Source organism: Escherichia sp. MOD1-EC5990 (genome assembly GCF_002965285.1).
In the GTDB taxonomy this organism is placed as follows: Bacteria; Pseudomonadota; Gammaproteobacteria; order Enterobacterales; family Enterobacteriaceae; genus Escherichia; species Escherichia coli_F.
In genome coordinates this window covers 1-14,428 of sequence record NZ_PTRV01000008.1, presented here as the reverse complement: position 1 = coordinate 14,428, position 14,428 = coordinate 1, and the positions used below count along the sequence as shown (strand labels likewise).

12 protein-coding genes are annotated in these 14,428 nt (G+C 50.4%); 7 read left to right on the top strand and 5 right to left on the bottom strand.

Annotated features, from left to right (window positions below; genetic code table 11):
* From sirB2 to hemA, 4 genes are read right to left on the bottom strand one after another with little or no spacing between them, the layout of a single operon-like run.
* Positions 1–393 (bottom strand): invasion regulator SirB2, encoded by a 393-nt coding sequence (sirB2, locus tag BEB42_RS11250; protein ID WP_000200378.1) that lies wholly within the window; start codon positions 391–393, stop codon positions 1–3.
* Positions 390–1,223 carry a peptide chain release factor N(5)-glutamine methyltransferase gene (prmC, locus tag BEB42_RS11245; protein WP_000456456.1) on the bottom strand — a complete coding sequence of 278 codons (834 nt, stop codon included), beginning with the start codon at positions 1,221–1,223 and terminating at the stop codon, positions 390–392. Before prmC ends, sirB2 begins: the two co-directional genes overlap by 4 nt.
* Complete coding sequence (prfA, locus tag BEB42_RS11240; protein WP_000804726.1) at positions 1,223–2,305, bottom strand: peptide chain release factor 1; 1,083 nt, start codon at positions 2,303–2,305, stop codon at positions 1,223–1,225. Before prfA ends, prmC begins: the two co-directional genes overlap by 1 nt.
* Before the next feature lie 41 nt (positions 2,306–2,346).
* Entirely contained in the window at positions 2,347–3,603 is a 1,257-nt protein-coding gene (hemA, locus tag BEB42_RS11235; protein WP_001353262.1) for a glutamyl-tRNA reductase, read from the bottom strand.
* A 213-nt stretch (positions 3,604–3,816) separates the two neighbouring features.
* Here hemA and lolB point away from each other — a divergent pair, with 213 nt between their 5' ends.
* The 4 genes from lolB (at position 3,817) to dauA (ending at position 8,193) form a co-directional block, all read left to right on the top strand.
* Entirely contained in the window at positions 3,817–4,440 is a 624-nt protein-coding gene (gene lolB / locus BEB42_RS11230) for a lipoprotein insertase outer membrane protein LolB (protein ID WP_001130692.1), read from the top strand.
* On the top strand, positions 4,440–5,291 hold the full coding sequence (ispE, locus tag BEB42_RS11225; protein ID WP_001260319.1) for a 4-(cytidine 5'-diphospho)-2-C-methyl-D-erythritol kinase: 852 nt from the start codon (positions 4,440–4,442) through the stop codon (positions 5,289–5,291). The genes lolB and ispE overlap by 1 nt, the downstream gene beginning before the upstream one ends.
* Positions 5,292–5,441: 150 nt before the next feature.
* On the top strand, positions 5,442–6,389 hold the full coding sequence (gene prs / locus BEB42_RS11215; RefSeq protein WP_001298109.1) for a ribose-phosphate diphosphokinase: 948 nt from the start codon (positions 5,442–5,444) through the stop codon (positions 6,387–6,389).
* A 124-nt stretch (positions 6,390–6,513) separates the two neighbouring features.
* Entirely contained in the window at positions 6,514–8,193 is a 1,680-nt protein-coding gene (dauA, locus tag BEB42_RS11205) for a C4-dicarboxylic acid transporter DauA (RefSeq protein ID WP_001033364.1), read from the top strand.
* Between the two features lie 54 nt (positions 8,194–8,247).
* Here dauA and ychH read toward each other — a convergent pair whose 3' ends face one another.
* Positions 8,248–8,526 carry a stress-induced protein YchH gene (ychH, locus tag BEB42_RS11200; RefSeq protein WP_000823885.1) on the bottom strand — a complete coding sequence of 93 codons (279 nt, stop codon included), beginning with the start codon at positions 8,524–8,526 and terminating at the stop codon, positions 8,248–8,250.
* A 277-nt stretch (positions 8,527–8,803) separates the two neighbouring features.
* On the opposite strand from ychH, the gene pth reads away from it, so the two are divergent.
* The 3 genes from pth to BEB42_RS11175 all read left to right on the top strand — a co-directional run bounded on the left by pth (position 8,804) and on the right by BEB42_RS11175 (position 14,309).
* The gene (gene pth / locus BEB42_RS11195) at positions 8,804–9,388 is read left to right on the top strand and encodes an aminoacyl-tRNA hydrolase (RefSeq protein WP_105267372.1); all 585 of its coding nucleotides are present in this window, start codon (positions 8,804–8,806) and stop codon (positions 9,386–9,388) included.
* 116 nt (positions 9,389–9,504) lie between these two features.
* On the top strand, positions 9,505–10,596 hold the full coding sequence (gene ychF, locus BEB42_RS11190) for a redox-regulated ATPase YchF (protein WP_000505866.1): 1,092 nt from the start codon (positions 9,505–9,507) through the stop codon (positions 10,594–10,596).
* 845 nt (positions 10,597–11,441) lie between these two features.
* Positions 11,442–14,309 (top strand): autotransporter outer membrane beta-barrel domain-containing protein, encoded by a 2,868-nt coding sequence (locus BEB42_RS11175; protein ID WP_001353264.1) that lies wholly within the window; start codon positions 11,442–11,444, stop codon positions 14,307–14,309.
* Positions 14,310–14,428: the final 119 nt, after the last annotated feature.

The window sequence follows — 14,428 nt, the reverse complement described above, 5'->3', positions numbered from 1 at the left end:
TTACCCCAGTAACGGTACTTTTGTGGTGGCGAGTTTAATGATGATGTACAGCACCACCAACGCCAGCGGGAAGGCAATAATGCGCGCCTGCTGACTGTGCATACGACGATAATCGAGTGCAATAAAACCCAAAACGATATAAATGATAACTCCAAACAGCTTTTCAGTCAGCCACTGTGCCTGCCCGGAAAATGGCAGGATGTGCGCTTTAGCCATCAACGCAATGCCGCTTAACAATAACACCGTATCGACAACCGGCGGCACAATGCGCGTCCAACGAGCAAATGCCTGTGGATGCTTCTGATAACGTAGCCAGAAACGTAAGGTTAATAGCCCTACAGAAAGCGCAATGCTAATGAGATGAACGCTAAGCAGTGTAGAAAAACTTGTCATTGATAATAGCGGCCGAGCGTTACGCGCTCGTTATCACCATAGTCCCGACAGGTTTCGACGTCATGATATCCCGCGTGGATAAATGCCTGTCGCACCGCTTCGCCCTGCTGCCAGCCATGTTCCAGAAGCAGAAAGCCGCCGGATACCAGCGCGTTACGCGACTGTTCGATGATATGCACGATGTCTGCCATTCCACTGTCTGCCGCAACCAGCGCAGTGAGCGGCTCAAAGCGGACATCGCCTTGTTGAAGATGTGGGTCCTGCTCGTCAATATACGGCGGATTACTGACAATCATCGCAAACTGCTGCCCGGCTAGCGCGCTAAACCAGTCGCTTTGCAGAATATGGATATTTTTGATCGCCAGATGCTGGGCATTACGTTGCGCCAGAGAGACAGCATCTGGCATACGATCTACAGCGGTAATTTCACAGTCCGGGCGCTCGCTAGCCAGCGCCAGCGCAATCGCCCCGGTACCCGTCCCGAGATCGAGAATACGGCAAGGCTGTTCAGGCAACCGCGCCAGTGCCTGCTCCACCAGACACTCCGTATCCGGGCGCGGAATTAAGGTCGCTGGCGAAACAAATAACGGCAGCGACCAGAATTCTCGCACCCCGGTTAAATGAGCAATAGGTTCACCATCGCGACGACGCGTCAGTAGCGCATCAAGTTGCTGACATTGTTCGTCAGTCAGCTGCGTTTCACCAAAGGCGAGAATAAAAGTACGCCCTTTGCCGGTAACATGCTCCAGCAGGATTTCAGCATCACGCCGCGGGCTTTCGCTCGCCTGAAGTTGGCTTATTGCTTCACGTAACCAGTGTTGATATTCCATTATTCCTGCTCGGACAACGCCGCCAGTTGGTCGGCCTGATGTTCCTGGATAATCGGTTCAATCAGCATATCCAGCTTACCTTCCATCACTTCATCCAGACGGTAGAGCGTCAGGTTTATGCGGTGATCGGTAACGCGCCCCTGCGGGAAATTGTAAGTACGGTTACGGTCGCTGCGATCGCCACTCCCCAGCAGGTTACGACGGGTAGACGCTTCGGCCTGTTGCCGTTTTGCCATTTCTGCAGCGTGGATGCGAGCACCAAGTACAGAAAGTGCTTTAGCTTTGTTTTTATGTTGTGAACGTTCGTCCTGACATTCAACAACAATCCCGGTCGGCAAGTGAGTAATACGAATTGCCGAATCGGTGGTGTTAACGTGCTGACCACCAGCTCCTGAAGAGCGGAAAGTATCAATGCGCAAATCTGCCGGGTTGATGTCCGGCAGTTCTGCGTCAGGCAGTTCTGGCATTACCGCAACGGTACAAGCAGAAGTATGAATTCGACCCTGCGATTCCGTAGCAGGCACACGCTGCACGCGATGACCGCCAGATTCGAATTTCAAACGACCATATACACCATCACCGCTAATTTTGGCGATGATCTCTTTATAGCCACCATGTTCACCCTCGCTGGCGCTCATGATTTCTACACGCCAGCGGCGGGCTTCGGCGTAACGGCTGTACATACGGAACAGATCGCCAGCGAAGAGCGCCGCTTCGTCGCCGCCGGTTCCGGCACGGACTTCGAGGAAGGCGTTACGTTCGTCATCAGGATCTTTTGGTAGTAACAGAACCTGTAATTGCTGTTCCAGTTGCTCGCTTTTTTCTTTAGCTTCGCGCAGTTCATCCTGCGCCATCTCACGCATTTCAGGATCGTCGAGCATCATCTGTGCGGTTTCGATATCTTCCTGAACCTGTTGCCAGTCGGTAAAACAGCGCGAAACATCACTTAACTGCGCATATTCGCGTGATAATGCGCGAAAACGTTCCTGGTCGGCGATAGTTTGCGCGTCACCCAGCAATGCCTGAACTTCTTCATGGCGTTCATGCAGGGCTTCCAGTTTGGCAACGATAGAAGGCTTCATAGGCGTAAATGCACCCTGTAAAAAAAGAAAATGATGTACTGCTACTCCAGCCCGAGGCTGTCGCGCAGAATATTCAGGCGTTCGTTATCCCCGTCACGGGCGGCCTGTTGAAGTGATTTCGTTGGCGCATGGATCAGGCGGTTAGTCAGTTTCCATGCCAGATCCTGCATAATGGCTTGCGCGTCGCCGCCCTGCTCAAGGGCTGCTAACGCTTTGGCGGTTAACTCATCGCGAACTTGCTCTGCCTGGCTGCGATACTCGCGAATGGTTTCGCTGGCACTTTGTGCACGCAGCCAGGCCATAAATTCGCTGGTTTCCTGAGCGACGATAGTCTCCGCCTCAACTGCGGCAGCTTTACGTTGCGCCAGGTTGTGCGAAATAATGCTTTGTAGATCGTCAACGCTATAAAGGTAAGCATTCGCCAGTTTGCCAACTTCCGGCTCAACATCGCGCGGAACGGCAATATCTACCAACAGCATCGGTTGGTTGCGACGGCTTTTTAATGCGCGCTCCACCATGCCTTTACCGATAATCGGCAACGGGCTGGCGGTGGAACTGATGATGATATCGGCTTCGCGCAGACGTTCGTCAATATCGCTCAAGGCAATCACTTCTGCGCCGACTTCATCTGCCAGAATCTGGGCGCGTTCGCGAGTACGGTTGGCGATAATCATCTTCTGTACTTTGTGTTCACGTAGATGACGCGCCACCAGCTCGATGGTTTCGCCCGCACCCACCAGCAGTACCGTCACCGTAGAGAGCGATTCAAAGATCTGACGCGCCAGCGTACAAGCCGCAAAAGCGACAGACACAGCGCTGGCACCGATATCGGTTTCAGTACGAACGCGTTTTGCGACAGAGAAAGATTTCTGGAACATGCGTTCCAGTTCGCTGGCCTTCATATGGCCTTTTTGCGAATCGGCAAACGCTTTTTTAACCTGACCGAGGATCTGCGGCTCCCCCAAAACCAGTGAATCCAGGCCGCTGGCAACACGCATTAAATGGCTAACCGCGTCGTTATCCTGATGCCAGTAGAGGCTTTTACGCAGATCGTCTTCATTGAGATTATGGTAATCGCAAAGCCAGCGGATTAACGCCTCTTGCAGGTTATCCTGCTCTTCAACGCTAAGATAAAGTTCTGTGCGGTTACACGTCGACAGTACCACGCCGCCCTGCACCATCGGCTGCGCAAGCAGGCTGTCAAGCGCCTGATCGAGCTTATCCGGCGAAAACGATACACGTTCTCGCAGCGATACAGGTGCCGTTTTATGGTTGATACCGAGTGCTAAAAGGGTCATGTCTGCGGGAAATAATACCAACGTTGATAGGGTTAGTCTGCTCGCATCATACAGGATGCGCGAGATCAATAAAAGAGAGTGCCCCCTTTTGGAGTAATTGCCGAAAGCCGTTAGATTCTGGCAATTAAGACAATTTGAACATAGACGATAGCGGACGGTAACGCTAGCATTAAGGGTTATAACTGCAACGTATCTCAAGGACTTGTCATCATTATGCCCCTGCCCGATTTCCGTCTTATCCGTCTGCTACCACTGGCTGCTCTCGTGCTTACTGCCTGTTCCGTTACCACGCCGAAAGGTCCTGGCAAAAGCCCGGATTCGCCACAATGGCGTCAGCATCAGCAAGACGTGCGTAATCTTAATCAGTATCAGACTCGCGGTGCATTCGCTTATATTTCTGATCAACAAAAAGTCTACGCCCGCTTTTTCTGGCAACAAACCGGCCAGGATCGCTATCGTCTGCTACTGACTAACCCATTGGGCAGCACCGAACTGGAGCTGAATGCTCAGCCGGGTAACGTGCAGTTAGTCGACAATAAAGGGCAGCGTTACACCGCCGATGACGCCGAAGAGATGATTGGCAAATTGACCGGAATGCCGATTCCGCTCAACAGTTTGCGTCAGTGGATTTTAGGTTTACCGGGTGATGCAACCGACTACAAACTGGACGATCAATATCGCCTCAGCGAAATCACCTACAGCCAAAACGGCAAAAACTGGAAAGTTGTTTACGGTGGTTATGACACCAAAACGCAACCTGCGATGCCAGCCAATATGGAACTCACCGATGGTGGTCAGCGCATCAAGTTAAAAATGGATAACTGGATAGTGAAATAATGCGGACACAGTGGCCCTCTCCGGCAAAACTTAATCTGTTTTTATACATTACCGGTCAGCGTGCGGACGGTTACCACACGCTGCAAACGCTGTTTCAGTTCCTGGATTACGGCGACACCATCAGCATTGAGCTTCGTGACGATGGGGATATTCGTCTGTTAACCCCCGTTGAAGGCGTGGAACATGAAGATAACCTGATCGTTCGCGCAGCACGGTTGCTGATGAAAACAGCAGCCGCCAGCGGGCGTCTTCCTACGGGAAGCGGTGCAGAAATCAGTATTGACAAGCGTTTGCCGATGGGCGGCGGTCTGGGTGGTGGTTCATCCAATGCCGCGACGGTGCTGGTGGCATTAAACCATCTCTGGCAATGCGGGCTAAGCATTGATGAACTGGCGGAAATGGGTCTGACGCTGGGTGCAGATGTTCCTGTATTTGTCCGTGGTCATGCCGCGTTTGCAGAAGGTGTGGGTGAAATACTAACGCCGGTGGATCCGCCGGAGAAGTGGTATCTGGTGGCGCACCCTGGTGTAAGTATTCCGACTCCGGTGATTTTTAAAGATCCTGAACTCCCGCGCAATACGCCAAAAAGGTCAATAGAAACGTTGCTAAAATGTGAATTCGGCAATGATTGCGAGGTTATCGCAAGAAAACGTTTTCGCGAGGTTGATGCGGTGCTTTCCTGGCTGTTAGAATACGCCCCGTCGCGCCTGACTGGGACAGGGGCCTGTGTCTTTGCTGAATTTGATACAGAGTCTGAAGCCCGCCAGGTGCTAGAGCAAGCCCCGGAATGGCTCAATGGCTTTGTGGCGAAAGGCGTTAATCTTTCCCCATTGCACAGAGCCATGCTTTAAGCCGGGCAAGCTGAGTTTCGGTGACAACGTCACCTTGTTCCAGACGTTGCATCGCGCTCTTTAATACACCGCCTGGAAAGAATCATGCCTGGCCCGCACAGTTTTCGGCAGATTCTTTCCACCAATGGACGCATGCCTGAGGTTCTTCTCGTGCCTGATATGAAGCTTTTTGCTGGTAACGCCACCCCGGAACTAGCACAACGTATTGCCAACCGCCTGTACACTTCACTCGGCGACGCCGCTGTAGGTCGCTTTAGCGACGGCGAAGTCAGTGTACAAATCAACGAAAATGTACGCGGTGGTGATATTTTCATCATCCAGTCCACTTGTGCCCCTACTAACGACAACCTGATGGAATTAGTCGTTATGGTTGATGCCCTGCGTCGTGCTTCCGCAGGTCGTATCACCGCTGTTATCCCCTACTTTGGCTATGCGCGCCAGGACCGTCGCGTCCGTTCCGCTCGTGTACCAATCACTGCGAAAGTGGTTGCAGACTTCCTCTCCAGCGTCGGTGTTGACCGTGTGCTGACAGTGGATCTGCACGCTGAACAGATTCAGGGTTTCTTCGACGTTCCGGTTGATAACGTATTTGGTAGCCCGATCCTGCTGGAAGACATGCTGCAGCTGAATCTGGATAACCCAATTGTGGTTTCTCCGGACATCGGCGGCGTTGTGCGTGCCCGCGCTATCGCTAAGCTGCTGAACGATACCGATATGGCAATCATCGACAAACGTCGTCCGCGTGCGAACGTTTCCCAGGTGATGCATATCATCGGTGACGTTGCAGGTCGTGACTGCGTACTGGTCGATGATATGATCGACACTGGCGGTACGCTGTGTAAAGCTGCTGAAGCGCTGAAAGAACGTGGTGCTAAACGTGTATTTGCGTACGCGACTCACCCGATCTTCTCTGGCAACGCGGCGAACAACCTGCGTAACTCTGTAATTGATGAAGTCGTTGTCTGCGATACCATTCCGCTGAGCGATGAAATCAAATCACTGCCGAACGTGCGTACTCTGACCCTGTCAGGTATGCTGGCCGAAGCGATTCGTCGTATCAGCAACGAAGAATCGATCTCTGCCATGTTCGAACACTAATCGAACCCGGCTCAAAGACCCGCTGCGGCGGGTTTTTTTGTCTGTAATATCCATTTGTATGACCTATGCCTCCTTCACCTGCCATTTAGTTGACAGATGATGCGCTCACGGATGAAACATTATTGTGAACAAAATATTTTCCTCACATGTGATGCCTTTCCGCGCTCTGATCGACGCTTGCTGGAAAGAAAAATATACTGCCGCACGGTTTACCCGTGACCTGATTGCCGGGATAACCGTCGGGATTATTGCTATCCCGCTGGCGATGGCGTTGGCTATTGGTAGTGGTGTGGCACCCCAGTACGGTTTATATACCGCAGCTGTTGCGGGGATTGTCATTGCTCTGACGGGTGGGTCACGCTTTAGCGTTTCCGGTCCGACTGCGGCATTTGTGGTAATTCTCTATCCCGTTTCGCAACAGTTTGGACTGGCAGGACTGCTGGTCGCGACACTCATGTCAGGTGTCTTTTTGATCCTGATGGGGCTGGCACGTTTTGGACGCTTGATTGAATATATTCCGGTTTCCGTTACCTTAGGTTTTACTTCCGGTATCGGGATCACCATCGGTACCATGCAGATTAAAGATTTTCTCGGTCTGCAAATGGCCCATGTCCCGGAACATTATCTACAAAAAGTCGGCGCATTATTTATGGCGTTGCCGACCATTAATGTGGGTGATGCTGCCATTGGCATTGTGACGCTTGGCATTCTGGTTTTCTGGCCACGTCTGGGCATTCGTTTACCCGGTCACCTTCCGGCCTTGCTGGCTGGTTGCGCGGTGATGGGGATTGTTAACCTGCTCGGCGGACATGTTGCTACCATCGGTTCGCAATTCCACTACGTTCTGGCCGATGGTTCTCAGGGTAACGGTATTCCGCAACTGCTGCCGCAACTGGTACTGCCGTGGGACCTGCCCAATTCCGAATTTACCCTCACCTGGGACTCCATTCGCACTCTGCTTCCGGCAGCATTTTCGATGGCGATGTTAGGGGCAATTGAATCACTGCTCTGCGCCGTGGTACTGGATGGTATGACCGGAACGAAACACAAAGCGAACAGTGAACTGGTTGGTCAGGGACTGGGGAATATCATCGCCCCATTCTTTGGTGGTATTACCGCTACAGCTGCCATCGCGCGTTCTGCCGCTAACGTCCGTGCCGGGGCTACTTCCCCTATCTCGGCGGTGATCCACTCTATTCTGGTTATTCTTGCCCTGCTGGTACTGGCACCGCTGCTCTCCTGGCTGCCGCTTTCCGCCATGGCGGCCCTGCTGTTGATGGTAGCGTGGAACATGAGTGAAGCGCACAAAGTGGTCGACTTGCTGCGTCATGCGCCGAAAGATGACATCATCGTCATGCTACTGTGTATGTCATTGACTGTGCTGTTTGATATGGTTATTGCCATCAGTGTGGGGATCGTGTTGGCATCGCTGCTGTTTATGCGTCGTATCGCGCGTATGACTCGCCTGGCACCAGTAGTCGTAGACGTTCCAGACGATGTCCTGGTTCTGCGCGTTATTGGCCCGCTGTTCTTTGCTGCTGCTGAAGGCCTGTTCACGGACCTCGAGTCACGCCTTGAAGGCAAGCGGATTGTCATTCTGAAGTGGGATGCCGTTCCGGTGCTTGATGCTGGTGGCCTTGATGCGTTCCAGCGTTTTGTGAAGCGTCTGCCCGAAGGATGTGAACTGCGCGTGTGTAACGTGGAATTCCAGCCGCTGCGCACTATGGCTCGCGCAGGGATTCAACCGATCCCGGGACGCCTGGCGTTCTTCCCGAATCGTCGCGCGGCGATGGCGGATTTATAAGTACGAAATTGACCAGTCAGCGCAAACTGACTGGTCAGCAAACGGCATTATTTGTTAGCTATGACGGCGATTATCGCTACGGCGGCAACGTTTGTCATAGTGGCGAACCCACCAGTAACGGTCGCACACCTGTTCATGCCCGCCAACACGGGCACCCGCCAGCCAGAGAATGGCACCGACGAAAATACTTAGCACTGCACCATGTGCGAAATACTGGGGCATATTAAACTGTGGTAACTGGTTGAGGATTGAATACCCCACGCCGACCACCATTACCACCAGACCCAACCCCATGAGCACGTTACCGAGTAACGAAGCGTTTTTGCGTTTCATATGTCACCTCCGGAACTTTCTGGGTTGTAACAGGGAATACCCCTCTTCCTTATGTGTAAAGTATAGACAACACCCTGTGGGTTATGTGCGGGCGTGATCACAATTACAACCCTTATTTCAACAAAACTTTACAAATAAACGCCTGAACACCTTGACTTTCTAATAGTCCACTTAGGCAATTATTGCGTTATCTGCATTTGATACGCAGTTTTTTGTCAAGCGGGGCCGCAACCAGTAAACTACGCGCCAGTTATGTACACACTCAGGACAAAAAAACGTGACGATTAAATTGATTGTCGGCCTGGCGAACCCCGGCGCTGAATGCGCCGCAACGCGACATAATGCTGGTGCCTGGTTCGTTGACTTACTGGCAGAGCGTTTGCGCGCTCCGCTGCGCGAAGAGGCTAAATTCTTTGGTTATACTTCGCGAGTCACCCTTGGAGGCGAAGATGTCCGCCTGTTAGTCCCGACTACATTTATGAATCTCAGCGGCAAAGCCGTTGCGGCGATGGCCAGTTTTTTCCGCATTAATCCGGACGAAATTCTGGTTGCCCACGACGAACTGGATCTGCCACCTGGCGTCGCCAAATTTAAGTTGGGCGGTGGCCATGGTGGTCACAATGGACTGAAAGACATCATCAGTAAATTGGGTAATAACCCTAACTTTCACCGTTTACGCATCGGAATCGGTCATCCGGGCGATAAAAATAAAGTTGTCGGTTTTGTGTTAGGCAAACCGCCTGTTAGTGAACAGAAGTTAATTGATGAAGCCATCGACGAAGCGGCACGTTGTACTGAAATGTGGTTTACAGAGGGCTTGACCAAAGCAACGAACCGATTGCACGCCTTTAAAGCGCAATAAGTCGTTGTCTGCGGCATTTTTGCCGAGTGCCGTGTATAATAGGCAAAGTTATTTCCATTTCTGCAATCTGTTAGCAATAACAGGTTGATTATTAAGATATTAAGGTGATTTAAATCATGGGATTCAAATGCGGTATCGTCGGTTTGCCCAACGTCGGGAAATCTACCCTGTTCAACGCGCTGACCAAAGCCGGTATTGAAGCGGCCAACTTTCCATTCTGCACCATCGAGCCGAACACAGGCGTCGTACCAATGCCTGACCCTCGCCTGGATCAACTGGCTGAAATCGTAAAACCGCAGCGTACGCTTCCCACGACCATGGAATTTGTCGATATCGCCGGTCTGGTAAAAGGCGCATCGAAAGGCGAAGGTCTGGGTAACCAGTTCCTGACCAACATCCGTGAAACCGAAGCGATCGGTCACGTTGTTCGCTGCTTTGAAAACGACAACATCATTCACGTTTCCGGCAAAGTTAACCCGGCGGATGATATTGAAGTTATCAACACAGAACTGGCGCTGGCAGACCTCGACACCTGCGAACGTGCGATTCATCGCGTACAGAAGAAAGCCAAAGGCGGCGATAAAGACGCGAAAGCCGAGCTGGCGGTACTGGAAAAATGCCTGCCACAGCTGGAAAACGCAGGTATGCTGCGCGCGCTGGATTTAAGCGCTGAAGAGAAAGCGGCTATTCGTTACCTGAGCTTCCTGACGCTGAAACCAACAATGTACATCGCCAACGTCAACGAAGACGGTTTTGAAAACAACCCGTATCTTGACCAGGTGCGTGAAATCGCGGCGAAAGAAGGTTCTGTTGTGGTTCCGGTTTGTGCTGCTGTTGAAGCAGACATTGCCGAACTGGACGACGAAGAACGTGACGAGTTTATGCAGGAGCTTGGGCTGGAAGAGCCGGGTCTGAACCGCGTGATCCGTGCCGGTTATAAGCTGCTGAACCTGCAAACTTACTTCACCGCTGGGGTGAAAGAAGTGCGTGCATGGACCATTCCGGTTGGTGCAACCGCGCCGCAGGCCGCTGGCAAAATCCATACTGATTTTGAAAAAGGCTTTATCCGCGCACAAACTATTTCGTTCGAAGATTTCATCACTTACAAAGGTGAACAAGGCGCGAAAGAAGCAGGCAAAATGCGTGCAGAAGGTAAAGATTACATCGTTAAAGATGGCGATGTAATGAACTTCCTGTTCAATGTCTAATTAATTTGTTGTCTCATGAGGTTTCGCTAAATCTCATGAAGAGCGCAAAAGTATATAAAATCCACGCAATTGCGTGGATTTTTCATTTCACCGAGTCCTAACCATTCTTATAACATCCTACACTTTTGTGCTTATTGCCTATAGTGAACCACGAGAATAATTAAAGACATAAGTGTTCAGATGAGGGATATCTCATTAGCAATGAGATCACGTAAGTTTCTGTTCCACTGCACATCAGACACCTTTTACAGCTGATCAATATTGATCACCCTCCAATATGCTGGCGAGAAAAAGACTTGCCTGAAGGGCAATATCCAGCAGATAAAGCCCCCGAATAACGTGATTACGTGCGATCCTGGCAAGATGAAAATGATAACCAGTATCACGATAATAACGATATGCCAGAAAATCCATTGATCAAAAATGAATATCGATGTTTTTTTGCTTTTTCTTATTAGTAATGCAAAAATGGCTCATATTGTTTTTGTTATGCAGATACATCAAGCGAAAATCCCATAACTAATTAGGATTATTACCAAAAATATTCACCAAATTATTTAACCGCTGTTTGTTGTAATGTTTTTGTCATATTCATAGTAACGAATTCGAATAAGTAACGACAACTTAGGGAATAACTCGATCTAAACTCACCTTTGTAAGGGGGATGTTAAATATATATTAATTCCTGTGTTCCTGATTTTGCCCGGTAATAGAGAATTATTCTCAGAACAGCTCATCATGATTGCACCATACAAATATCATGATGATAAGAGGATATTATTCATTGACTTAAACAAAATGACAAAATCCATAGACCCATAGCCTAGGTACTATATAGGAGTGGTATGGGCATCAAACAACACAATGGGAATACCAAAGCCGATCGTCTCGCTGAATTAAAAATCCGTTCGCCCTCCATTCAACTGATAAAATATGGCGCTATTGGTTTGAATGCAATTATCTTTTCCCCCCTGCTGATAGCTGCTGATTTAGGAAGTCAAAATGGCACCAATATTACTATTAATGATGGTGACAGAATTACAGGAGATACCGCCGATCCATCAGGAAACCTCTATGGTGTAATGACCCCAGCAGGAAACACGCCTGGCAATATCAACCTGGGTGATGATGTCACCGTCAATGTCAACGACGCCTCTGGATATGCAAAGGGAATCATTATTCAGGGCAAGAACAGCTCTCTGACAGCTAACCGACTTACAGTAGATGTTGTTGGTCAAACCTCTGCCATCGGCATTAATTTAATTGGTGACTATACACATGCTGACTTAGGCACAGGCAGCACCATTAAGAGTAACGATGACGGCATCATTATTGGGCATAGCTCAACACTAACAGCCTCTCAATTCACCATTGAAAACTCGAACGGTATAGGCCTAACCATCAATGACTATGGCACCAGTGTCGATCTTGGAAGCGGTAGTAAAATCAAGACCGATGGAAGTACAGGTGTTTATATCGGTGGTCTCAACGGCAATAACGCCAACGGTGCTGCGCGTTTTACGGCGACAGACCTGACAATCGATGTTCAGGGCTACAGCGCCATGGGAATAAACGTACAGAAAAACTCTGTTGTCGATCTCGGAACAAACAGTACCATTAAAACCAATGGCGATAATGCACACGGCCTCTGGAGCTTTGGCCAGGTGAGCGCGAATGCACTCACTGTTGATGTAACTGGAGCCGCTGCCAATGGCGTCGAAGTTCGTGGTGGTACAACCACTATCGGTGCTGATAGCCATATTTCTTCCGCGCAGGGCGGTGGCCTCGTAACCAGTGGTTCAGACGCGACAATCAATTTTTCTGGCACGGCAGCGCAACGAAACAGCATCTTTTCCAGCGGTTCTTATGGTGCCTCAGCCCAGACGGCAACGGCTGTTATCAACATGCAAAATACCGATATTACGGTTGATCGTAATGGCAGTCTGGCGCTGGGTTTGTGGGCGCTCAGCGGCGGTAGAATAACCGGAGACAGTTTGGCTATCACCGGCGCGGCAGGAGCCAGGGGGATTTATGCCATGACCAACAGCCAGATCGATCTCACGAGCGATCTGGTCATTGATATGAGTACACCCGACCAGATGGCCATCGCAACGCAACATGACGATGGTTATGCCGCCAGCCGCATCAACGCCTCGGGTCGTATGCTTATCAACGGTAGCGTTCTTTCTAAAGGTGGGCTAATCAATCTGGATATGCACCCTGGGTCGGTTTGGACAGGTTCTTCACTCAGCGATAATGTCAATGGCGGGAAACTGGACGTTGCAATGAATAACAGCGTCTGGAACGTAACAAGTAATTCTAATCTCGACACGCTGGCGCTGAGCCATTCAACTGTCGATTTTGCCAGCCACGCGTCAACTGCCGGCACATTTACCACATTAAACGTAGAGAACCTTAGCGGTAACAGTACCTTTATTATGCGTGCTGATGTTGTTGGCGAGGGTAATGGCGTTAATAATAAAGGAGATTTATTGAATATCTGCGGGAGTAGTGCTGGTAATCACGTATTGGCTATCCGTAACCAGGGCAGCGAGGCCACAACGGGAAATGAAGTTCTGACAGTGGTAAAAACCACTGACGGCGCGGCCTCGTTCAGCGCGTCTTCTCAGGTTGAGTTGGGGGGATATCTGTATGATGTGCGTAAAAATGGCACTAACTGGGAGCTTTATGCTTCCGGGACAATTCCGGAGCCGACTCCTAATCCAGAGCCCACACCAGCTCCCGCTCAGCCCCCCATAGTCAACCCCGATCCTACGCCTGCCCCCGCTCCCACGCCTAAACCCACCACGACCGCAGATGCTGGCGGCAATTATCTCAATGTCGGTTACTTATTGAACTATGTTGAAAACCGTACGCTTATGCAACGGATGGGTGACCTGCGAAATCAGGGTAAAGACGGTAATATCTGGTTGCGCAGTTATGGGGGAAGCTTGGACTCCTTTGCCAGTGGCAAACTGAGCGGCTTTGACATGGGTTACAGCGGTATCCAGTTTGGTGGGGATAAACGTCTCTCTGATGAAATGCCGTTGTATGTCGGTCTGTATATTGGCTCAACACATGCATCGCCGGACTATAGCGGAGGCGACGGTACCGCACGTTCAGACTACATGGGAATGTACGCCAGTTACATGGCACACAACGGTTTTTACAGCGATCTCGTTGTAAAAGCATCGCACCAGAAAAATAGTTTCCACGTACTGGACAGTCAGAACAACGGCGTTAACGCCAACGGCACTGCGAATGGATTGAGCATCTCCCTGGAAGCCGGGCAGAGGTTCAACCTGACCCCTACTGGTTATGGGTTCTATATAGAGCCGCAAACCCAGCTCACATACAGCCACCAGAATGGGATGGCTATGAAGGCGAGTAATGGTCTCAATATACATCTGAATCACTACGAATCGCTGCTGGGGCGTGCCAGCATGATACTGGGATATGACATCACCGCAGGCAACAGCCAGCTGAATGTCTATGTGAAGACTGGCGCTATCCGCGAGTTTTCAGGGGATACCGAATATCTGTTGAACAACTCCCGGGAGAAGTACAGTTTCAAAGGTAATGGCTGGAATAACGGCGTGGGAGTCAGTGCACAGTATAACAAACAGCACACATTCTATCTCGAAGCGGATTACACGCAGGGTAACCTCTTTGATCAGAAGCAAGTCAACGGAGGATATCGCTTCAGCTTTTAAGTGCGGGATAGACAAGCCCTTAAACGATGCTGAAAATTGTTAGAGCCTGTTTAAGATTCTGTGTAAATGCCTTTTCTCAGAAGTGACCGTCCAGGCGGTCACCGAACTCGATAATAAAG